The sequence below is a fragment of the Aromatoleum evansii genome, assembly GCF_012910805.1.
Lineage (GTDB): Bacteria > Pseudomonadota > Gammaproteobacteria > Burkholderiales > Rhodocyclaceae > Aromatoleum > Aromatoleum evansii.
On the sequence record NZ_WTVK01000053.1, the window covers coordinates 16,029 to 37,628 of the forward strand.

At 65.6% G+C, this 21,600-nt stretch carries 15 protein-coding genes; 4 read left to right on the forward strand and 11 right to left on the reverse strand.

Features of this window, described 5'->3' with window-relative positions; translation table 11 throughout:
* Nucleotide 1: 1 nt before the first annotated feature.
* The 9 genes from narI to GO615_RS21630 all read right to left on the reverse strand — a co-directional run bounded on the left by narI (nt 2) and on the right by GO615_RS21630 (nt 11,930).
* Nucleotides 2-709 (reverse strand): respiratory nitrate reductase subunit gamma, encoded by a 708-nt coding sequence (gene narI, locus GO615_RS21590; RefSeq protein WP_169131922.1) that lies wholly within the window; start codon nt 707-709, stop codon nt 2-4.
* Nucleotides 710-718: 9 nt separating this feature from the next.
* On the reverse strand, nt 719-1,261 hold the full coding sequence (gene narJ, locus GO615_RS21595) for a nitrate reductase molybdenum cofactor assembly chaperone (protein ID WP_169131924.1): 543 nt from the start codon (nt 1,259-1,261) through the stop codon (nt 719-721).
* Between the two features lie 11 nt (nt 1,262-1,272).
* A complete protein-coding gene (gene narH / locus GO615_RS21600) occupies nt 1,273-2,823 on the reverse strand; it encodes a nitrate reductase subunit beta (RefSeq protein ID WP_169131926.1) in 1,551 nt (516 codons plus the stop codon).
* Between the two features lie 124 nt (nt 2,824-2,947).
* A complete protein-coding gene (locus tag GO615_RS21605) occupies nt 2,948-6,703 on the reverse strand; it encodes a nitrate reductase subunit alpha (protein WP_169131928.1) in 3,756 nt (1,251 codons plus the stop codon).
* A gap of 57 nt (nt 6,704-6,760) precedes the next feature.
* Nucleotides 6,761-8,458, reverse strand: a complete 1,698-nt coding sequence (locus tag GO615_RS21610; protein WP_211167281.1) for an MFS transporter — start codon at nt 8,456-8,458, stop codon at nt 6,761-6,763.
* A gap of 39 nt (nt 8,459-8,497) precedes the next feature.
* A complete protein-coding gene (locus GO615_RS21615; RefSeq protein WP_169131930.1) occupies nt 8,498-9,748 on the reverse strand; it encodes an MFS transporter in 1,251 nt (416 codons plus the stop codon).
* Between the two features lie 264 nt (nt 9,749-10,012).
* Entirely contained in the window at nt 10,013-11,275 is a 1,263-nt protein-coding gene (locus tag GO615_RS21620) for a hypothetical protein (RefSeq protein WP_169131932.1), read from the reverse strand.
* Nucleotides 11,272-11,487, reverse strand: coding sequence for a DUF2249 domain-containing protein (locus GO615_RS21625; RefSeq protein WP_211167282.1), 216 nt, complete (start codon nt 11,485-11,487; stop codon nt 11,272-11,274). The genes GO615_RS21620 and GO615_RS21625 overlap by 4 nt, the downstream gene beginning before the upstream one ends.
* The gene (locus GO615_RS21630) at nt 11,487-11,930 is read right to left on the reverse strand and encodes a hemerythrin domain-containing protein (protein ID WP_169131934.1); all 444 of its coding nucleotides are present in this window, start codon (nt 11,928-11,930) and stop codon (nt 11,487-11,489) included. The genes GO615_RS21625 and GO615_RS21630 overlap by 1 nt, the downstream gene beginning before the upstream one ends.
* A 308-nt stretch (nt 11,931-12,238) precedes the next feature.
* Here GO615_RS21630 and GO615_RS21635 point away from each other — a divergent pair, with 308 nt between their 5' ends.
* Together GO615_RS21635 and GO615_RS21640 are read left to right on the forward strand one after the other, a co-directional pair.
* Nucleotides 12,239-16,045: a DUF748 domain-containing protein gene (locus GO615_RS21635; protein ID WP_169131936.1), complete on the forward strand. Its 3,807-nt coding sequence runs from the start codon at nt 12,239-12,241 to the stop codon at nt 16,043-16,045.
* Between the two features lie 41 nt (nt 16,046-16,086).
* Nucleotides 16,087-16,383, forward strand: coding sequence for a 4a-hydroxytetrahydrobiopterin dehydratase (locus GO615_RS21640; protein ID WP_169131938.1), 297 nt, complete (start codon nt 16,087-16,089; stop codon nt 16,381-16,383).
* Nucleotides 16,384-16,468: 85 nt separating this feature from the next.
* Here GO615_RS21640 and GO615_RS21645 read toward each other — a convergent pair whose 3' ends face one another.
* Nucleotides 16,469-17,740: a bifunctional O-acetylhomoserine aminocarboxypropyltransferase/cysteine synthase gene (locus GO615_RS21645; protein ID WP_169131940.1), complete on the reverse strand. Its 1,272-nt coding sequence runs from the start codon at nt 17,738-17,740 to the stop codon at nt 16,469-16,471.
* Nucleotides 17,741-17,993: 253 nt separating this feature from the next.
* Here GO615_RS21645 and GO615_RS21650 point away from each other — a divergent pair, with 253 nt between their 5' ends.
* Nucleotides 17,994-18,356, forward strand: coding sequence for a hypothetical protein (locus GO615_RS21650; protein WP_169131942.1), 363 nt, complete (start codon nt 17,994-17,996; stop codon nt 18,354-18,356).
* On the opposite strand, the gene pabB is transcribed toward GO615_RS21650, so the two are convergent.
* Nucleotides 18,346-20,130: an aminodeoxychorismate synthase component I gene (gene pabB / locus GO615_RS21655; protein WP_169131944.1), complete on the reverse strand. Its 1,785-nt coding sequence runs from the start codon at nt 20,128-20,130 to the stop codon at nt 18,346-18,348. The genes GO615_RS21650 and pabB overlap by 11 nt on opposite strands.
* 93 nt (nt 20,131-20,223) lie before the next feature.
* Between pabB and GO615_RS21660 the strand changes: the two genes are divergently transcribed.
* Nucleotides 20,224-21,585, forward strand: coding sequence for a sensor domain-containing diguanylate cyclase (locus GO615_RS21660; protein ID WP_339380102.1), 1,362 nt, complete (start codon nt 20,224-20,226; stop codon nt 21,583-21,585).
* Nucleotides 21,586-21,600 lie beyond the last annotated feature (15 nt).

Here is a 21,600-nt window from a genome sequence, read left to right on the forward strand (position 1 = left end):
CTCAGGCCGACGCGGTGGCCTTGACGCGCCGCTTCGAACGCACGATCTGGTAGGCGCGCCCGACGTAGGTCAGCGGCGCAGTGAGAATGTGCACGAGACGAGTGAAGGGAAACAGCAGGAACACCGTCATGCCCAGCACCATGTGGAAGCGGAACACGGGCTCCACTGCCGCGAGCAGCTCGGGCTTCGGCTGGAAGGTGAGCACGCTCTGCACCCAGCCCGACAGCGCCAGCATCACGCCGGGATCGCCGTGGTTCGCGTGACCGATCGACACCGGCAGCGTGGACAGGCCCGCAACCAGCGTCAGCAGCAGCCAGCCCAGGATGAAGGCATCCATGCGGCGGCCGGCGGCGCGAACGCGCGGGTTGAATATGCGGCGCAGCCACAGGATCGTGCCGCCGATCAGGCACATGGTGCCGAACACGCTGCCGGCGACGATCGCGATCCACTGGTGCTGCAGGTCGGAGACACCCAGGCTGATCCACAGCGCGTGCGGCAGCACGAGGCCGGCGAAGTGGCCGGCGAAGATCGACAGGATGCCGACGTGGAACAGGTTGCTCGCGATCCACATGTTGCTCTTCGACAGCAGCTGTGAGGAATCCGTCTTCCACGTGTACTGCTCGTTGTCGTAGCGGATCCAGCTGCCGATCACGAACACCGACAGCGCGATGTAGGGATAGACCCCGAAGAAGAAGTTGATTGCGTTCATGTCGTCTCCTCAGGCAGCCAGGCGCGTCAGGCTGCCCTGTTTTTCCACGATCCGAACCAGCGCGGCATACGGGCTGGCGGACTTTTCCAGGTTGTCGGCGAGCACCTTGAGCACCTTCGCGACGTCGCCGAGGAAGATCCAGGCTTCGCCGATGCTCAGCGTCGAGCAGAACTCCAGCATCACCGGCAGGTAGTCCGGCAGTTCCTTCTCGTCGGCCTGCAGGCCGTAGCTGCGGTAGAACTCGCCGAGGTCGATCAGCGCGGGGCCGCGCGTCTTCTCCTCGCCGAAGAGGTGGTGCGTCAGGTGCAGGCTGTGCTCGGCGGTGAGGTCGAAGCACTGCACGTAGGCGCCCTGCAGTTCGAGCGGGTCGGTGGCGAGCATCGTCGTGATGAAGTCGGCAACCCTGCGGTATTCCTCTGCGCTGAGGGCGCTTTCTTCATCCAGCGACTCGACGAAGGCGTATGCGTCAGTGCCCGCCATCTCGCGCAGGGCCTCGAGGAAGCCCTCGCTGGGGTAGTCGAGCAGGGCGGCCAGCAGTCGGAAGATTTTCATCGCGTTCTCCTTCAGTCGCGCTCGCCGGCAAGCGGGGCCGGTTCGCGTGGTTCGGCCGACTCGGTGCGGCGCTCGGGGAAGAGGGCGAAGGTGCCGTAGCCCTTGGAGTTGTCGGCGCCGAAGGTGAAGCCGTTCTGCCCCTGGAAGCCGTGGTAGTCGTCGAGGCGGATCTCCTCGTGCGCGGTCGGCACGACGAAGCGGTCCTCGTAGTTGGCGATCGCGAGGTAACGGTACATGTCCTTGGCGTTCTGCTCGGTGATGCCGGCGCGGTTCAGCGGCGCGAGATCCGGTTGGCCATCGACGTTGACCGAACGCATGTAGGAGCGCATCGCGAGCAGCCGGTTGAGCGCGCTGGTGATGTACTCGGTCTTGCCCGCGGTGAGCAGGTTGGCGAGGTACTGCACGGGCAGGCGCATCGCTTCGGCCTTCGGAATCACGCCATCGGCTTCGGTCGGCAGCTTCTTCTGGTCGATCTGCGACTGCACCGGCGAGAGCGGCGGCACGTACCAGATCATCGGCAGCGTGCGGAACTCGGGATGCAGCGGGAAGGCGATCTTCCACTCGACGGCCATCTTGTAGATGGGCGACTTCTGCGCGGCGTCGATCCAGCTCTGCGGCACGCCGTCCTTCAGAGCCTGGGCGATGATCGCGGGATCGTACGGGTCGACGAAGAGATCGAGGTGGGCCTTGTACAGGTCCTGCTCGTTGTCGGTCGAGGCGGCGTCCAGCAGCTTGTCGGCGTCATAGAGGATGATGCCGTTGTAGCGGATGCGGCCGACGCAGGACTCGGAACAGACGGTCGGCAGGCCGGATTCGACGCGCGGGTAGCAGCCGATGCACTTCTCGGCCTTCGACGATTCCCAGTTGAAGAACACCTTCTTGTACGGGCAGCCGGAGATGCACATGCGCCAGCCGCGGCAGCGGTCCTGGTCGGCGAGCACGATGCCGTCTTCCTCGCGCTTGTACATCGCGCCCGAGGGGCAGGAGGCGACGCAGGCGGGGTTGATGCAGTGGTTGCAGATGCGCGGCAGGTAGAGATGGAAGGTGTTCTCGAACTGCTTGTACATCTCCTTCTGCATGTTCGCGAAGTTGGGGTCCTGGGCGCGCGCGGCGAACTCACCGGCGAGGTCGTCTTCCCAGTTCGGGCCCCAGGTGATCTTGTCCATCTTCTCGCCGGTGATCTGCGACACCGGGCGTGCGGTCGGCGCGGCCTCCGACAGCGGCGCGTTGTGCAGGCGCGCGTAGTCGTAGGTGAAGGGCTCGTAGTAGTCGTCGATCTCGGGCATGTTGGGGTTGGCGAAGATCTGCACGATCTTCTTCAGCTTGCCGCCGGCCTTGAGCTCGAGCTTGCCGTTGACCTTCTCCCAGCCGCCTTTCCACTTCTCCTGGTTTTCCCAGTTCTTCGGATAGCCGACGCCGGGCTTGGACTCGACGTTGTTGAACCAGGCGTACTCGATGCCCTTGCGGTTCGACCACACGTTCTTGCAGGTCACCGAGCAGGTGTGGCAACCGATGCACTTGTCGAGGTTGAAAACCATCGCGAATTGCGCGCGAATCTTCATTTGAATCTCCTGTGTCCTGTTCGGTACCCCGCCGCGCGGGAGCGGGCCGGGCGAGGGGCTCGGGGGTTAGCCTCCCCTCGCCCTGCCGCAGCTGCCCGCGCGCGGAAGTACCCTTTCGTGTGCGTTAGCGGGGCCCGACGCCGACCGGATTGCGCTGCTGTTCGCGCTCCGGCGTCAGCGGGCGCTCCAGCCAGTCGATGTCCTGATCCGCGATCTTGTGCAGCACCACCACCTCGTCACGCTGGCAGCCCACCGTGCCGTAGTAGTTGAAGCTGTACGCCAGTTGGGCGTAGCCGCCGACCATGTTGGTGGGCTTCACGATCACGCGCGTCACGGAGTTCAGGATGCCGCCGCGCTTGCCCGTGGAAGGCGAACCCGGGACGTTCACCGTCTTCTCCTGGGCGTGGTACATCAGCGCCATGCCGCGCGGCACGCGCTGCGACACCACCGCACGGGCCATCGTCGCGCCGTTGGCGTTGATCGCCTCGACCCAGTCGTTGTCCTTGAGGCCGATTTCCTTCGCGTCGTCCTCGGACACCCACACATAGGGGCCGCCGCGGAACAGCGACAGCATGCGCAGGTTGTCCTGGTAGGACGAGTGGATGCCCCACTTGGAGTGCGGCGTGATCCACGACAGCGTCAGGTGCGGCTTCTTGCGCACCGAGTCCGGGATCACGTTCTGGGCCTTCATGTCGATCGGCGGACGGTAGGCGCAGAAGCCCTCGCCGAAGTCGAGGAACCACTCGTGATCCTGGTAGAAGTGCGCCCGGCCGGTGAGCGTGCGGAACGGGATGTGCTCGTGGATGTTGGTGTAGCCCGCGGTGTAGCTGACGGTCTCCGACTCGATCCCGGACCAGGTCGGCGCGGTGATGATCTTGCGCGGCTGGGCCTGGATGTCGCGGAAGGTGATCTTGTCCTCGTGACGGCCGGCGTACAGGTGGTGGTGGTCGATGCCGGTCTTCTTCGACAGGGCCGACCACGACTTGTGCGCCACTTCACCGTTGGTCTCGGGCGCCATGCGCATCACCGCATCGCACACCGAGATGTCCTCTTCCAGCGAGGGCATGCCGTAGGAGATGCCGGGGATCTGCACCGTGTAGTTGCACTTCTTCAGCTCTTCGTACTCGGCGTCCGTGTTCCAGTCGAGACCCTTCACGTTGTTGCCGAGCTTGGTCATCAGAGGGCCGAGCGCGATGTACTTCTTGTAGGTGTCGGCGAAGTTGCGCTCGACGACCTTCAGCAGCGGCATGGTCTTGCCCGGCACCGGCTCGCATTCGCCCTTCTTCCAGTCGCGTACCTGGCCGAGCGGCTGCGCGAGCTCGAACGGCGAGTCGTGCTGCATCGGCAGTGCGACGACGTCTTTCGCGACGCCCAGATGCTTCTCGGCGAGATCGGAGAACTTCTTCGCGATCGTGCGGAAGATCTGCCAGTCCGACTTCGATTCCCAGCCCGGCGTCACGGCTTCGGACAGCGGGTGGATGAAGGGGTGCATGTCGGTGGTGTTGAGATCGTTCTTCTCGTACCACGTCGCCGTCGGCAGGATGATGTCGGAGTAGGCACCGGTCGAGTTCAGGCGGAAGTTGATGTCCACCATCAGGTCGAGCTTGCCGACGGGCGCTTCCTCGCGCCACTTCACTTCCTTCGTGCCCTTGCCGTCGCCGCCTTCCTGCAGCACGCCGTTCTGCGCGCCCAGCAGGTGCTTGAGGAAGTACTCGTGGCCCTTCGCGGAGGTGCCGATCAGGTTCGCGCGCCACACGAAGAGGTTGCGCGGCCAGTTCTCCTCGGCGTCCGGGTCCGCGAAGGCGACGTCGAGCTTGCCCGACTTCAGCTGCTCGACGATGTGCTTGGCGATACCGGCTTCATCGGTCGCGCCGGCCTTCTCGGCTTCGGCGACGAGTTCCAGGGGGTTGCGGTTGAAGTGCGGGGCGGACGGCAGCCAGCCCATGCGGGTCGCGGCGACGTTGTAGTCGGCGAGCTTGTAGCCCTTGTACTTGCCCTTCGCGGCCGGCTGCAGCAGCTCGTCGGCGTCGATGGTCTCGTAGCGCCACTGGTCGGTGTGGAAGTACCAGTAGGAGGTCGAGTTCTGGTGGCGCGGCGGACGCTGCCAGTCGGTTGCGAACGCGATCGGAGCCCAGCCCGCCTGCGGACGCAGCTTCTCCTGGCCCACGTAGTGCGCCCAGCCGCCGCCGCTCTGGCCGACGCAGCCGCACATGTGCAGCAGGTTCATGATCGACCGGTACTGCATGTCGTTGTGGTACCAGTGGTTGATCGCCGCGCCCATGATGATCATGGACTTGCCGCGCGTCTTGGCCGCATTCTGCGCGAACTCGCGGCCGGTACGCTCGATGTCGGCGGCCTTCACGCCGGTGACCTTGGCTGCCCAGGCCGGGGTGTAGGCGACGGTCGCGTCGTCGTAGGACGTCGCGACGTTCTTGCCGCCCAGACCGCGGTCGATGCCGTACTGCGCGACCTGCAGGTCGAACACCGAGGCGACGAACACGGTTTCGCCGGAGGCCAGGGTCAGCTTGCGCACCGGCACGTTGCGGTACAGCAGGCCCGGCTCGCCCGGCTGGAAGTGCGGGAAGCCGACCGACACGACGTCGTCGCGCTTGTCGATGCACGACAGCTCGGCGTCGATGTCCTGCTGATTCGCGGCGTTCTTCGCGAGCAGGTTCCACTTGCCTTCCTCGCCCCAACGGAAGCCCACCGAGCCGTTCGGCGCAACGTAGCAGTTCGTGCGCGCGTCGAAGACGATGGTCTTCCAGTCGGGGTTGTTGGTCTCGCCCAGCAGGTCGTCGAAGTCGGACGCGCGCAGGTTGCGGTCTGGAACGAAGGCGCCGTCGTGCGAACGCAGGATCACCTGCATCGGCAGGTCGGTGTATTTCTGCGCGTACTCGATGAAGTACGGCTCCTGGCGCTCGATGAAGTATTCCTTCAGCGCCACGTGGCCCATCGCGAGGAAGGCCGCGGCGTCGGTGCCCTGCTTGACCGGCATCCACAGGTCGGCGAATTTCACGTACTCCGCGTAGTCCGGCGCCATCGACACGATCTTCGCGCCCTTGTAGCGGACTTCGGTCGCGAAGTGCGCGTCCGGGGTACGGGTCATCGGCAGGTTCGCGCCGGTGATGATGAGGTAGGTCGAGTTGTACCAGTCGGCCGCTTCCGGCACGTCGGTCTGCTCGCCCCAGGTCTGGGGGGAGGCCGCCGGCAGGTCGCAGTACCAGTCGTAGAACGAGCCGCAGGCCGCGCCGATCAGCGACAGGTAACGCGCGCCCGCCGCGTAGGAGATCATCGACATCGCCGGGATCGGCGAGAAGCCGTAGATGCGGTCCGGGCCCCACTTCTTGATCGTGTAGATGTTCGCCGCGGCGATGATCTCGTTGACCTCGTCCCAGTTCGTGCGCACGAAGCCGCCCAGACCGCGCACCTTCACGTACTTGTCGCGCTTCTTGCTGTCGGCCTGAATCGCCGCCCAGGCTTCGACCGGGTCCTTGCCGCTCTTCCTCTCGGCGCGATACACCTCGAGCAGGCGCCCGCGGATCATCGGGTGCTTGATGCGGTGCGGCGAGTACAGGTACCACGAGAACGACGCGCCGCGCTGGCAGCCGCGGGGCTCGTGGTTCGGCAGGTCCTCGCGGGTGCGCGGGTAGTCGGTCTGCTGCATCTCGAACGACACCAGGCCGTTCTTGACGAAGATCTTCCACGAACAGCCGCCCGTGCAGTTCACGCCGTGCGTCGAACGCACGACCTTGTCGTGACGCCAGCGATTACGGTACGCGTCTTCCCAGCCCCGGTCCTCGTTGGTGACGATGCCGTGGCCGCCGGCGAAGGTGTCCTTCACCTTGTCGAAGAATTTCAGGCGGTCGAGAAAATGACTCATTGCTTGCTCCTGTGAATCTTGCGTTTCGAAGTCGGTTCTTGTTCTGTCTGTTCGGGGTCAGGGGTTGCGGATGTATGCGTCTTTGCGCAGGTAGAACCACCAGTTGATCGCGAGGCACAGCGCGTAGAACACCGCGAAGCCGTACATCGCGTTCTCCGGCGTGCCGGCCTTGATCTGCTGGCCGATGACCACCGGCGCGATGAAGGAGCCGTAGCCTCCGATCGCCGAGGTCCAGCCCAGCACCGGGCCGCGCTGGTCCTGGTCGAAGACGAAGCCAACGGTGCGGAAGGTGGAGCCGTTGCCGATGCCGGACGCGGCGAAGAGCAGGATGAAGAGCAGCATGAACACCAGGAAGTACTGCTCCGGCGTGGCCGACTGGTAGGCGAGGTGCATCACGTAGCCGGTCACCGCGGAGGCGACGACGAGCACCAGCGAGATCCACTGCGTGACGATGGAGCCGCCCAGCTTGTCCGAGACCCAGCCGCCGACCGGGCGGATCAGGGCGCCGACGAAGGGGCCGATCCAGGCGTACATCAGCGCGGAAGGAGCGTTCGGGTTCTTCGCATGCACCCAGGCGCTGGTCGCCGGGTCGAACACGTGCGTGTTGCCGAAGATCACCGTGATCGACAGCGGCACGGCCATCGAGAAGCCGATGAAGGAGCCGAAGGTCACGAGGTACAGCGCCGTCATCGACCACGTGTGCTTGTTGCGAAAGATCGCGAACTGCTTGTCGAGGTTGGCCTTCACGTCGCTCGTCGCGACCGCCTTCATGCCGAACAGCGTGCCGATCGTCACCAGCGGCGGCACCGCCCACATCCCGTTGCCCGACAGCAGGCCGAGGCCGCTGGGCGCGGGCAGGTAGAGGTAGAGCCCGACGCCCGACACGACCAGCGCCACGGCGTACAGCGTCAGGATCTTGCCCATCGCGGCGCCAGTCGAGCCGATGTTGGGCGAGACGGTGCGGAGGTTGTTGAGACCGAACCAGCCCACCACCGCCAGCGGCACGAGCAGCACCAGCCACACGAAGCCGGCGTTCTGCACCCAGGTCGGCGTGCCGGCGGAGATCTTGCCGATCAGCGTCGCGGAGTCCTTCGCCAGCGGCAGCGCATCGCCACCCAGCGCGCCGAACACGCCGATGGTCATGACCGCCGGGATCAGGATCTGCGAGGTCGTGACGCCGAAATTGCCGAGGCCGGCGTTGAGCCCCAGCGCCGTGCCCTGCAGGCGCTTCGGGAAGAAGGTGCTGATGTTCGCCATCGAACAGGCGAAGTTGCCGCCGCCGATGCCTGACAGCAGGGCCATCAGCTGGAACACCCACAGCGGCGTGCTCTTGTCCTGCAGTGCGATGCCGGTGCCCAGCGCCGGAATCATCAGCAGCGCGGTCGTCAGCCACACCGTGTTGCGACCGCCGCAGATGCGGATGAAGAAGGACGCCGGGATGCGCAGCGTCGCGCCCGACAGGCCCGAGATCGCCGCGATCGAGAACAGCTGGTCGGGCGTGAAGGGGAAGCCGGCGTTGGCCATCTGCACCGTGATGATTCCCCACATCAGCCACACGGCAAAGCCGCACAGCAGGCTGGGGATGGAGATCCACAAGTTGCGGTTGGCGACGCGCTTGCCCTCGCGCGCCCAGAAGGTCTCGTCCTCGGGGCGCCAGTCGGCGATGTCCGCGCCGCGCCCGCGGTTGCCTGCACCGACGCCGGCGGGGACGGGGCCCGGAACCGGCGGGATCGGGCGGAGCTTTTCAGGTGCCATGCTTCCTCCTCACTCAGGATTTCGTGTTGTTTTGGGGGATCACTTCGTCGCCGCGGCGCCGCCGTGCATCACGTCGGTGCGGCGCACCTCGGTCCAGTACATCCAGATCAGCGACACCCAGGTCACGCCGTAGAGCAGCATGAAGGCGCTGGAGCGCACGCCCGTCAGGTCGAGCAGGGCGCCGAACATGATCGGCAGCAGGAAGCCGCCCAGGCCGCCGACGAGGCCGACGATCCCCGACACCGCGCCGATCTCGTGCGGGAATTCGTCCGAGATGTATTTGAAGACGGACGCTTTGCCGAAGGCCCAGGCGACGCCGACGGTGAACATCAGCACCGTGAAGAACCAGACGTTGTGATGGATCGCGAAGGTCTTCGGGCCGGACACGGTCATCACCGTGAATTCCGTGTGCGGGTACGAGAGCAGGAACAGGCACACCCACGACACCCACATCACCCACCAGGTCACCTTGTGCGCGCCGAAACGGTCCGAGAACCAGCCGCCCACCGCGCGCAGCACGCCACCGGGCAGGGAGAAACAGGCCGCGAGCAGGGCCGCGGTCTCGAGGCCGAGGCCGAACTCGGTGACGTAGTACTTGGTCATCCACAGCGCGAGCGCCACATAGCCGCCGAACACGATCGAGTAGTACTGGCAGTACTTCCACACGCGCGGATTCTTCAGCACGCGCAACTGGTCGGCGAACTTCACGCTCGACGACACGCGGTGCTCGGGGTCTTCGTAGGTGAACAGCCAGAACGCGATCGCGATCGCGAGCATTGCCAGTGCGAACGCCTTGGGCACGAACTCCCAGCCGAAGGCCACGACCAGCACCGGCGCGACCAGCTTGGTCACCGCCGCACCGGAGTTGCCGGCGCCGAACACGCCCATCGCGAAGCCCTGGTTCTTGCGCTCGAACCAGCGCGCACAGTAGGCGATGCCGACCGAGAAGGAACCACCGGCGAGGCCGACGAAGAGGCCCGCGAGGAGGAAGTGCCAGTACGCCGTCGCCTGGCTGATCAGCCAGATCGGCACGACCGTCGCCACCATCAGCGCAAAGAACACCAGACGGCCGCCGAGTTTGTCGGTCAGCATGCCCAGCGGCAGGCGCACCAGCGCGCCGGTCAGCACCGGGGTCGCCGCCAGCAGACCGAACTGGGTTTCGTTGAGGCCCAACTGGGCCTTGATCGGGATGCCGATCACCGCGAAAAGCATCCACGCCGCGAAACACATCGTGAATGCGGTCGTGCTCATCACCAGAACGGAGAACTGCTTGCGGCGTTGCGAGGCCATCTTCCTCATCCTCCAGGGCGGAGCGCACTGCGCTCCATGCTGGAAGCAAGGTTATGCCCCGGAACTGCTGGCGAACATTCGCCGAAAGCAGGGGGTGAAGTACTAGTCGCGTGGGGGCGGGACTAGTTCTTCGGTACTAGTCCCGCTGCGCGGGGGAGAAGGGAATCCCGTTGGGAGAGGGGTACAGGAGGCCACCCGAGCGCCGCGCAGCGTATTCCGCCACACCGCCGACGAGCCGGGCAAAGGGCTCCGGTCTGTCGACGCTCAGGCGGCGTGCGCCCGGCGATAGTTGCCGAGCACCTTGAGGATGTTGGCGAAGAGGAAGACGAATTCGCCGACGACGAGCAGACCCGCGAGGCGAATCAGCCACTCGTTGCCGACCAGCGCGGCCACAACCAGCGCTGCAAGCGCAGCGGCATGCAGCGCCAGGTGTCGCCGTATGGGCGTATCGGGCTGCAGCTTCTTCATGTTCGGCGCCTTGCCCACGTCCTGCGTCAGGTGCAGCCATGCCAGGAAGGGGATGATCTTGTACAGCATGCCGACGATCACGCTGATGAAGCCGCCGTGGAGGATCAATATCCCTGCGAGGAGGGGCCAGACCTGATGCTCCGACTGATGCGCGACGAGCACGCAGGCGAGCCCGGCGATGAAACTCCCCATCCCGATCTGGAAAGCACGCGTGGTCATGTCCGGCACCGTGCGTCGTGATTGCCGCTGCAAGTTCAGCGTGCTGACTGCGAACGTCGCGCACAGCACCGCGAGGACGGCTGACAGCGCGAACTCGGCCGAACCCAGTTCGCCATACACCGTCGCACTCCACATGAGCAGCACTGCCCCCGTCCCCATCGCCCAGAAGCGCGTGAGGGGCACCGGGTAGTTCGGCGTGATCTGGAACATCGGCACCACCACCCAGCTCGCCGCCGCCAGCAGCACGCCCGCACCGCCCAGCAGGGCCCAGCCGATGTGCAGCTTCAGCACGGTCAGCAGCCGCAGATCGAGTTGGCCGCCCAATGCCAGCGCCAGGGTGATTCCGAGCGCGACGGCAACCACGAAGCCGAGCAGGGCGATGCGCAGGTCGCGGGGAGTCGCCTGGGCGACCGGGATCCGTCGCAGCCCGAGGAAGGCGGCTACCACGAAGAGCGCGAGTCCTCCGCCGAGCAATACCGTCGCCGGCAACAGAAATGCGTGTGAGCTGTTGCCCAGCCCCCATGCGAGACAAAGCGCACCGATCGTCATCGCCAGATGCACGACGGTCGATACCGTTCCCGAGCGCGGAATCACCGCTCCCGCGACGACAGGCAGAATCTGGAACAGCGCCCCCAGCATTACCGTCAGCATGAAACCGACGGCCACCAGATGCGTCACCGCCAGCGCGCCGGGCGTCCAGCGCGAGTCGAGCAGCTCCGGCGCGGCGAGCAGGGCCGCGCCCGCTGCTGCGCCGAACAGCGGTGCAGTGAGAAAGAAACGCAGCGGCGTCGAGAAGGCGGGCGCCGCTTCGTAGCTGAGGGTCTGTCCGTCTGGAATCATGGATTCAGGATGTCGATCTCGACGACGCCGTCGTCGCGGATGCGGCTCTCGTGCTTGTAGCCGTCGCGGTCCAGGATGCGGAATAGCGGGTAGGGCATGCGGTCGAGCAGGAGCAGGAGGCTCTCGCCCTTCGGCAGGTCCGCCAGTGAATCCATCACCAGTTCGAAAGGCTGCGGTGGTTCAAGGCCGCGCGCGTCTACGGTTTTCTTCATCAGGCCCTCGCGTGAAGGCGCTCGCTCAACCCGGCTGCCACATCGGAGCCTGCCAGCTGCGAGTCGCACATGGGATAAAGGATATTCTCTTCCTTCATATTGTGCTGCTGCATCAGGATCAGCAGGGTTTCGGACTCGCCGGCGTAATCGTCCTTGTCCTTGTTGGCCAGCGCCTCGCGCATGCGGGCGAGGGCGCTACGCATTTCGGCATGCTCGCCGCGCATCACCTTGGTCGGGCCTTCGGTCATCCCCGTGGCGGCCTCGAACTTCGGGAAGAGCAGGGATTCCTCGGCATCGAAGTGCCCCTCCAGTTCGTTGGCGAACTGCTCCAGGGCGGCGCTCGCCTCGTCCCACTTGCCCTTGGCCACCGCAGTTTCGGCTCGGGCAAAGGTCTCGTCGCAGTGGCGATGGTCGTCGGTCATCAGGGAAGTGATCTGGCTCATGGTTGCGGGTCTCCTGTGTGGGTGGATGAATTCTCGCAATTCCGGCAGGGGGATCCTTGATGCGTGTCAAACCGTTCGTGTGTCCAACCAATTCGCCAAAGGCGCGGTCCGGCAGCCGTCTGCGCCGATGCGCAGCAAATTCAATTCCGATACTTTCGGAGACACTTGCGCCATGCCTGCAACAGCGCGATGGCTCAGGATCGAGGATTGGCGCGGCCGAGATTCACACTCCTGCTGCGGCCTGCTAGATTGCTGTCATGGACTGGAGGGTTCTTCCCATCCGTCCGGTATTTACTTGGAGGCTTTGCATGTCCGTCGAGGCACAGGCTCGTAGTTCGCGATTCGATTCTGCCCGGCTCAAGCGTCCGGCCAAGTGGCTGGCCGGCACCATCCTCGTGATCGCCGCGCTCGGTTTCCTGGCAGCGCCGCCGCTGGTGCGACATTTCGGCCAGAAGATCGCCTCCGACATTCTCGGGCGCCAAGTCACGATCCAGGACATCGACATCAACCCGTTCGCCCTGTCCGTCACCGCGACGGGGCTCGACATCGCCGAGGCCGACGGTCAGCCCGGCGCATTCTCGTTCCGCTCGCTGTATGCGAACCTTGAAGGCGAGTCGATCTTCCGCGTTGCGCCGGTGCTGCGCGAGATCCGGATCGAGGCGCCGCGCGTCAATTTCGTGCGGATCGACGAAGCCCGCCACAGCTGGAGCGACGTCCAGGAGCGACTCGCCGCCCGGCCGAAATCCGAGGACGACAAGCCGGCGCTGTTCTCGCTCAACAACATCCAGCTCGTCGACGGCGCGGTTCACGTCGACGATCGGCTGGTCGGGGTCAAGAATGAAGTCACCGACCTCACCATCGGCGTGCCCTTCGTCTCCAACCTGCCGGTCAAGGTCGAACTCTTCATCGAGCCGGTCGTCTCCGCGCTGATCAACGGCCGTCCGCTGCAACTCGTGGGGCGTACGCGTCCCTTCGCCAACGACCGCGATACCGTCCTCGATCTCAAGCTCGACGGCTTCGACTTCACTCCCTATGTCGCCTATCTGCCTTTCAAGCCCGCATTCCGGCTGCCCGAAGGGCGCGTGTCGACCGACCTCGAACTCACCTTCTCGCAGGTCGCGGGCGAAACGCCGAAAGTCGCCCTCAAAGGATCGGTCGACTTCGCCGCGATCACGCTGCAGGACGCCAACGGCGCTCCGCTGCTCAACATTCCCACGCTCTCGCTCGGCCTTACCGACGTGCAGCCGCTCGCGCGCAAGCTGCATTTCGACCGCCTCGAGATCGCGCAACCGACCGTCGACGTCGTGCGCCTCGGCAACGGACGCCTGAATTTCCAAGAGATCCTACCTCCGCCGTCTGCGGAAGAGCCTGCTGCAGCCGCGCCCGAACCCGCCGCCACGCAGGTGGCCAGCCCGCCTGAGGCCGCACCACCTCAGCCAGCCCCCGCCGCAGCGCCCGTGGCGAGCCCGGCGGCAGCCGCTCCGCTGGTGTTCACGCTCGACAAGGCTACGATCACGGGTGCGACCATCCGCGTCGAGGACCGCGCGGCGGGCGGGCCGAACAGTGGCGGCGAGGCTTTCCGCACCGAGATCAAGGACCTGCAGTTCGAGGCCCGCAACGTCAGCACTGCGCCGGAAGCCGTCGCCGAACTCGCCCTCGACTTCTCCACGGACGCCGGCGAGAAGAGCAGCCATCGCGACCGCGTGCGCCTGAGTCCGCTCGAGGTCGAGGGCCGCATCGCGGCAGAGAACTTCCTTGTCTCGCGCTACCTGCCCTACTACGCTGCCCAGCTCCCCGGCGGCGACGTCCGCGCCGGCCGCGTCGACGCGACCGTGCAGTACAAGCTCAGGATGGCCGGCGACGAACCGCAGCTCGACCTGCTCGCCGACGCGCTGGTCCTGCGCGAGTTCGAACTCGCGCTCAAGGGGCAGAAACAACCCGTCGCGAAGCTCGCACGTTTCGCCGTCAACGACGTCAAGGTCGTACCGGCCGACCGCAGCGTGAGCGTCGGCAGCATCGAATCGAACGGGGCCGCGTTTGCAGCGGTCAGGGACAAGCAGGGCAAACTCGATGTCCTCGGCCTCGTCGGCGAGGGGAAGCCCGCGAAGGCCGCACCCGCAGTCAAACCGGCCAAGGCCGCCAAACCTGCGAAGGGCGGCAAGCCGTCCGTTGACGACGGGGCAGCCAAACCCTGGGGCGTGACGGTGAACAGGCTCGCCCTCGACGGCTGGGCTGCGCGCTTCGAGGACCGCACCCAGGGGACGCCGATCGTGCTGCTCGCCGAAGCGATCAAACTTGGTGCGGAAGGCATCAGCACGGTGAAGGGCTCCACGGCCAAGCTCGACCTCGCGGCGCGTGTGAACAAGCGTGGCAGTGTCGGCGTGAAGGGCGTCGTCGGCATGGAGCCGCTCAAGGGCGATCTCAACCTCGATCTCAAGGCGGTCGATCTCCTCCCGCTGCAGCCCTACGTCGTCGAACAGCTCAACATCGCCATCGCGCGCGGCAACCTCGGCACGCGCGGCAAGCTGGCGTTCGAGCAGGTGCGGGACGGCAGCTTCAAGGCGAGCTTCCGCGGCGATGTCGGCGTCGACAACTTCTCATCGATCGACAAGACCCAGGCCGCGGATTTCCTGCGCTGGAAGAAGCTCGCCGTCACCGGCATCGATTTCCGCCTCGCGCCGCTCGCGGTCGCCGTCAACGAGATCTCGCTGAACGACTTCTACACGCGCCTGATCCTCGACGAGCAGGGTCGGCTCAACCTGCGCGAGATCCGTCATCAGGACGCGCCGGAAGCGACGCCGCCCGCTGCCACGCCCGCGCCGGGCGAAGTGCCGCCAGTCCCCGCGCCGGCCCCTGCGCCGTCGGCGTCGGGCAAGGCGGAGGTGACGCTCCCGCCGCCGAGCGCGCCGCCTCCACCGATTTCCATCGGCAAGGTCGCGATCAAGCAGGGGAACATCGAGTTCAGCGACCGCTTCATCCGTCCGAACTACGATGCCAACCTCACCGGCATGGAGGGCGAGCTCGTCGGGTTGTCGTCCGATCCGTCGACCATCGCCAAGCTCGATCTGCGCGGCAAGGTCGACAATGCCGCCCCCGTGACCGTCGCCGGCCAGCTCAACCCCTTCCGGCAGGATCGCTATCTCGATATCGCCGCGTCGGTGAAGGATTTCGAGCTCACCGGCGTCTCGGCGTATTCGGGCAAGTACGTCGGCTACGGCATCGACAAGGGCAAGCTGTCGGCCGACCTGCATTACAAGATCGAAGACCGCAAGCTCAGCGCGACCAACCGCATCTTCCTCGACCAGCTCACCTTCGGCGACAAGGTGGACAGCCCCACGGCCCTCAACCTGCCGGTGCAGCTCGCGGTGTCGCTGCTGAAGAACAGCCGTGGCGAGATCGACCTCAACATGCCCATCGGCGGCTCGCTCGACGACCCGGAGTTCAGCGTCGCCGGCATCGTCATCAAGGCGATCATCAACCTCATCGGCAAGGCGCTGACGGCGCCGTTCTCGCTGCTCGGCTCAATGTTCGGCGGCGGCGAGGAGCTGTCCTACGTCGAATTCGCGCCGGGTCGCACGAGCCTCGATACGGCAACCGCCGAGAAGGTCGCGACGCTGGCGCGCGCCCTGGCCGACCGGCCGGCCCTGAAGCTGGAGATCACCGCCCACGCCGACCCCGCGACCGATCCCGATGGCCTCCGCCGCGTGCAGATGGAGCGCAGCGTCAGGGCGGCGAAGCTCAAGGAGATGGTGCGCAAGGGTGAGGAGGCGCCGTCGCTCGACGAATTGACGCTGACGCCGGAGGAGTACGCCACCTGGCTCAGGAAGGTCTATCGCGACGCGGATTTCAAGCGCCCGCGCAACGCGATCGGCTTGCTCAAGGACCTGCCGGTGGAGGAAATGGAGGCCCTGATCCTCGCCAACACCAAGGTCGACGAAGAGGCGCTGCGTCAGCTCGCACTGCAGCGCGGCCAGGTGATCAAGGACAAGCTGCTCGAGGACGGCAAGGTGCCCGCAGAGCGGGTGTTCCTGCTCGGCGCCAAGGTCGAGGCCGCGGGCGGCGAGAAGGCGGGCGAGGAGGGTGCCGCGCGGCGCACGATGTTCTCGCTGAAGTGACAGCGCCGCGGCACCCGCACGTGCATCAACCGGAGAAGATCATGATTCCGAAACTTGGTGACGACGAACGTGCCGCCGCGCTGGCGACGCTATCCGACTGGGCACTGGCGCCGGGACGCGACGCGATCACGCGCAGCATCCGCTTCAAGGACTTCAACGCCGCCTTCGGCTTCATGGCGCGCGTGGCGCTGAAGGCGGAGAAGATGGATCATCATCCGGAGTGGTTCAATGTTTACAACCGCGTCGACATCACCTTGTCGACGCATGACGCTGGCGGGCTCACCGAGCGTGACGTGGCGCTCGCTCGTTTCATCGATCAGATCGTGGTGGGTGGCTGAATAAAAGAAGCGCCGCGGGAGCCGGGGCAAGCCCGTTCGGGCGGCGCATCGCGGCCCCCCGGCTAAGGCCGGGGGGGTGTAGTGGTCAGGCCGCAGCCAGCGCCTGATCGAGGTCCGCGATCAGGTCGTCGACATGCTCGATGCCCACCGACAGGCGGATCATGTCTTCGGTGACGCCGGCGCGCACCAGTTCCTCGGGCGAGAGCTGGCGGTGAGTCGTTGAGGCCGGATGGCAGGCGAGCGACTTGCAGTCGCCGATGTTCACGAGGCGCGTCACGAGTTTCAGCGCATCCTGGAAGCGTCCGCCGCCTTCACGGCCGCCCTTCACGCCGAAGTTCAGGATGCCCGACGCACGGCCGCCCATGTAGCGCTGCACCAGCGGGAAGTCCTTGTGCTCTTCCAGGCCCGCGTAGTTCACCCAGCTGACCTTCGGATGATTGGTGAGATGGCGCGCGATCTTCACCGCGTTCTCGCAGATGCGGTCCATGCGCAGCGCCAGCGTCTCGATGCCCTGCAGGATCAGGAAGGCGTTGAAGGGCGAGATCGCCGCGCCCATGTTGCGCAGCGGCACCACGCGCGCACGCGCGATGTAGGCCGCCGGCCCGAGCGCTTCCGTATAGACCACGCCGTGGTAGGACACATCCGGTTCGTTGAGGCGCTTGAAGCGCTCCTTGTGCTCGGCCCAGGGGAACTTGCCCGAATCGACGATGATGCCGCCGATCGAATTGCCGTGGCCGCCCAGATACTTCGTTAGCGCATGCACGACGATGTCCGCGCCATGCTCGAACGGCCGGCACAGGTAGGGCGAGGGCACGGTGTTGTCGACGATCACCGGCACGCCGTGGCGGTGGGCCACTTCCGCGAGCTTCTCGAAGTCGGTGATGTTGCCGAGCGGGTTGCCGACCGACTCGCAAAACACTGCCTTGGTGCGGGCGTCGATCAGGCGCTCGAAGGCGTCCGGATCGCGGTAGTCCGCGAAGCGCACCTCGATGCCGTACTGCGGCAGCGTGTGCGCGAACAGGTTGTAGGTGCCGCCATACAGGGTGCTGGAGGTGACGATGTTGTCGCCGGCTTCCGCGATCGTCTGGATCGATGCGGTGATCGCCGCCATCCCCGAAGCCATCGCCAGCGCGGCAATACCGCCTTCCATGGCCGCTACGCGCTTTTCCAGCACGTCCTGGGTCGGGTTCATGATGCGCGTGTAGATGTTGCCCTGCACCTTCAGGTCGAACAGGTCGGCGCCGTGCTGGGTGTCGTCGAATGCGTAGGAGGTGGTCTGGTAGATCGGCACCGCCACCGCCTTGGTGGTCGGATCGGGCGAGTAACCGCCGTGCACGGCAAGCGTTTCGAGTTTCATGCGTTCATCCCGGATGGTTGGCGAGGTTCGGTTGCGAGTCGAAAAGTATAGCCAGCGCGCGCGCCTTGAAGAAGATGGCTTCCCGAAATCCTTGCGCGGATGCCCAGACCGGGCAAGTCCGAAGGAATATATGGTGATTCCTGTATTGAATGCTCACATTGGATATTGCTAATATAAAACCTTGTAAAAAATATAACGATTTCACCGGGTTGCAATGATCCGGCGGTATAAATAAAAAAGGAGGGAGATTCTCATGGACGCTGCAACGGCGATTAAGGGAAAAGTCGCAACCTGGCTGGAACTTGCGGTGGCACCGCAATGGCGCCGCGAGCGATGCAAGATACAGGTGCACGCGGTCGGTCCCCGCGATGGCACCTGCTATGCGATTTCGATGGACGGGCGCTGGCTATGCGCCGGTTCGGGGGAACTGACGGTATTCCATGGCTTGAGCGCCGCGCTGCATTTTCTCAAGCTGCTGGGCATCGAGGACTTCGAACCGGGCGAGCCGACGGGCATGCCCGCGGTCGGAACCGGGAACCATCATTGCATGTGCACTGATGGTGGCCGGGGCCTCCTGCCGTGCAACTGCACGACCCGGCGCTGCCTCACTCATTGAGCTCCAGTTCGACGCGGAACAGGCCGCGGGCTGCATTCGACAACAGGATGGCCCGCGCGCGTGACAGGTCCGCCCGGGTCAGGCATTGCTCGCGGGCCTTCCCTTCGTCGAGCAGCTTGCGCCGATAAACGCCATCCAGCACGCCGCAGTGCAGCGGTGGTGTGAGCAGGCAGTCTCCGCCAAGGTCCAGGTACACGTTCGTGCGGGCACCTTCGGCAAGTTCGTCGCGTTCGTTGAAGAACAGCGCATCGAAGTGGCCCCGCGCCATCGCGCCGCGCAGCTCCGCATCGTAGAGCTCGCGGGCGGTGGTCTTGTGCTGCAACAGGGGATCCGCGCTCGATATCCTGCGTTTCGATACGACGACGGTCGGTGTTGCCGCCGTGCCGTCCCCGAGGGGGGCGGCCGATAGCGCAAAGCTGCCGTCGGCAGCGAGCTCCAGGCGCACGCGCTGCGGGCCACTGAGGGTCTTCGCCCTGTCGAGCAGCGCGCGGGCGATCACGTCGGCATCCAGGGCGAAGCCGAATGCGGCGGCGGATCGGGCGAGGCGCGCAAGGTGGCGGGCCAGCAGCGGATAGGGCTCGGCCGCATCCGGTTCGCAGCGCAACGTTTCGATGAGGCCGAATGACGGTCGGAGATCGGTGAGGAAGCGCCCCTTGAGCAGGGACTCGGCCCATTCGGCTGCTGGTTCCGAGTCGGCGACGATGCCGCTGCCCAGTCCGAGCCGTGCGTCGCCGCCGCGCCCGATCTCCAGCGTGCGGATCGGCACGCTGAAGCGGAAATCGCCATCGGGCGCGATCCATCCCAGTGCGCCGCAATAGATGCCGCGCGGCGCCGTCTCGAGTTCGTGGATGATCTGCATCGCCCGGATCTTCGGCGCGCCGGTGACCGATCCGCAGGGAAACAGGGCGCGGAACACCTCCCCCAGGCCGGCCTTGACGGGTTCCGCGACGACCGTCGAGGTCATCTGCCACACGCTCGGATAGGGCTCGACCTCGCACAGCCGTTCGACCCGCACGCCGCCGCTGGGCGCGAGGCGGCCCAGGTCGTTGCGGATGAGGTCCACGATCATGATGTTCTCGGCGCGATTCTTTTCCGACGACGCCAGTGCCGCCGGATCGCTGTCGCGGGCCGCGGTGCCCTTCATCGGTCGGCAATGCAGGCGTTCGCCGCGGCGTTCCACGAACAGCTCGGGCGAGCGCGAGAGGACTGCGCCGTCGGCGTGGCAGATCAGTGCGCCGTGCCGAACCGGCTGGGCTGCGCGCAAGGCGCGGTAAAGGGCCAGGGGCGAGCCGTAGAGCCGCCCGCGCAGCGCGAAGGTGAAGTTCACCTGATAGCAGTCGCCGGCGGCGATGTAGTCGCGAATGTGCCGGACGGCGCGCAAGTAGTCTTCTTCAATACTTTCGCGCTGCAGGTCCATTACCCCGCCAAGCCGGGTGTGCTCGTCGCATTTGTCCAGCGCTGCGGCGATGCGTGCGTCGGTTTCCGACGCGGAAAGCCGTTCGGCGCGACCATACACCCATGCCGTCAGGAGGGGGGCGCCGTCATCGCGCAGCAACGCCCGCAAGCGGGGTTCGAGCGCGTAACCGAGTTCGTAGCGGGCGGCGATCGCGACCCACTTCCCGCCCTGGCGGGCACGTTCGATCGCGTGAAACAAGTCGTCGATCTCGCCTGCCGTCGAGCACCGGATGATCTCCTCGGGCTGTGTCAGGAGAAGGTCGCCTTGGCCGTCCTGGTTGTCGTCGAACAGGGCGAATTCGTGCGTGGAGTCGATCATCGTTGCCGGCGCCGGGTGTGGCGTCGCGAGTGTGGCGGGGGAACCGCATGTTAGCGCAAGGCGCCTGGCGTTCGCGCGCCGCTGCGGGAGTCCGTGCGGGTAAAAAGCCCCACTATCTTCATGGGGAAAATTTATTTGGCATTGGCTCAGGGCTATCTACTATCATTGCGGTATGTGGATGGTTTCTCCTCGTTTACCGGGCTCCAAGGGCTGATGGCTTCTTCCCGCACGTCGCTGAAAATTTTTCTCGTGGTGGCGTTCATAGCGCTCACGGCGCTGGGGCTCTGGATGCTGGATGGCGTGTTTGCGGCCGACGGTTTCGGTGGTGCCGCAACGGAAGTGAACATCTTCATGCCTTTTCTCGGCCTATCCCTGATGCTGCTCGCGGTGGTCGTCGCATGGGCGGTATGGCCCCTGATGCGCACTGCGGGCGAGCACTTGCAATCCGGATCCGAGGGGGCGGAAAGGGGCTTTCCGCCGCCAGCCGATTTTTCCACCGGGGAGATGCCGGATTTCAGCCATGTGGAGCTTCCGGTCAGCGAGTACACGCTGGAAACCTACAAGGCGGCGGTCGATCATGCCCCGACCGCGATCATGATCACGAACAACCGCGGCCGGATCGAATATGTGAATGCCGCCTTCCTCAGGACCTCGGGGTATTCGCGCAGCGAGATCCTCGGACGCAGTCCTGCGATGTTCAGCGCCGGGCATACGCGCAGCGACGTCTATGCTGACCTGTGGCAGACGATCCTCTCGGGCAACGTATGGCGGGGCGAGGTATGCAACCGCAGGAAGAACGGGGAGGAATACTGGGAAAACATGGCGATCTCGCCGCTGCGTGACCGCTTCGGCCGGGTGTCGCATTTCGTCGCGGTTCGCGAGGACATCACCGAACGCAAGGGGCGCGAAGAGGATCTGCGGCAGCTGGCGCAGCGTGACGCGCTGACGGGCATTGCGAATCGCCGCTATCTGATCGAGCGCGCCGAACAGGAGCGGCGGCGGGCGGAGCGATTCGGCCAGCCGCTGGCGGTCCTGATGGTCGACATCGATCATTTCAAGGCCATCAACGACGAGCACGGACATGCCCTGGGCGATCAGGCGATCCGGATGGTCGCGCAGACCTGCGCCGCGAGCGTGCGCGAGATCGACATCGTGGGGCGCTATGGCGGCGAGGAGTTCGTCATCGTCCTGCCGGGGACCTTGCCGGAAGGGGCTCGCGAGCTGGCCGACCGCTTGCGGCAGCGGATCGCGGAGATCGAGATCGCGGGTGCCGATGGCACGGCTGTGGCGGTCACGGTGAGTATCGGCTTCGCCGCTTTCGAGCCCGGCGACCAGCTGGAGCAACTGCTGGCGGCGGCGGATGCGGCGCTGTACCGGGCGAAGAGCCTGGGGCGCAACTGTGTGGTGGCGGTGACCGACTGCCTGCGCCTGATACCGCCGGGAGACGTGCAGTAAGGGGCAGGGGGGCGG

Excerpts from the sequence above, each read along its gene's own strand:
- GO615_RS21640 (WP_169131938.1), top strand. The coding sequence starts at position 16,087 with ATGATTCCGAAACTTGGTGACGACGAACGTGCCGCCGCGCTGGCGACG.
- GO615_RS21615 (WP_169131930.1), bottom strand. The coding sequence starts at position 9,748 with ATGGCCTCGCAACGCCGCAAGCAGTTCTCCGTTCTGGTGATGAGCACG.
- pabB (WP_169131944.1), bottom strand. The coding sequence starts at position 20,130 with ATGATCGACTCCACGCACGAATTCGCCCTGTTCGACGACAACCAGGAC.
- GO615_RS21610 (WP_211167281.1), bottom strand. The coding sequence starts at position 8,458 with ATGGCACCTGAAAAGCTCCGCCCGATCCCGCCGGTTCCGGGCCCCGTC.
- GO615_RS21635 (WP_169131936.1), top strand. The coding sequence starts at position 12,239 with ATGTCCGTCGAGGCACAGGCTCGTAGTTCGCGATTCGATTCTGCCCGG.
- GO615_RS21625 (WP_211167282.1), bottom strand. The coding sequence starts at position 11,487 with ATGAAGAAAACCGTAGACGCGCGCGGCCTTGAACCACCGCAGCCTTTC.
- GO615_RS21620 (WP_169131932.1), bottom strand. The coding sequence starts at position 11,275 with ATGATTCCAGACGGACAGACCCTCAGCTACGAAGCGGCGCCCGCCTTC.
- GO615_RS21630 (WP_169131934.1), bottom strand. The coding sequence starts at position 11,930 with ATGAGCCAGATCACTTCCCTGATGACCGACGACCATCGCCACTGCGAC.
- narH (WP_169131926.1), bottom strand. The coding sequence starts at position 2,823 with ATGAAGATTCGCGCGCAATTCGCGATGGTTTTCAACCTCGACAAGTGC.
- narJ (WP_169131924.1), bottom strand. The coding sequence starts at position 1,261 with ATGAAAATCTTCCGACTGCTGGCCGCCCTGCTCGACTACCCCAGCGAG.
- GO615_RS21605 (WP_169131928.1), bottom strand. The coding sequence starts at position 6,703 with ATGAGTCATTTTCTCGACCGCCTGAAATTCTTCGACAAGGTGAAGGAC.
- GO615_RS21650 (WP_169131942.1), top strand. The coding sequence starts at position 17,994 with ATGGACGCTGCAACGGCGATTAAGGGAAAAGTCGCAACCTGGCTGGAA.
- narI (WP_169131922.1), bottom strand. The coding sequence starts at position 709 with ATGAACGCAATCAACTTCTTCTTCGGGGTCTATCCCTACATCGCGCTG.
- GO615_RS21645 (WP_169131940.1), bottom strand. The coding sequence starts at position 17,740 with ATGAAACTCGAAACGCTTGCCGTGCACGGCGGTTACTCGCCCGATCCG.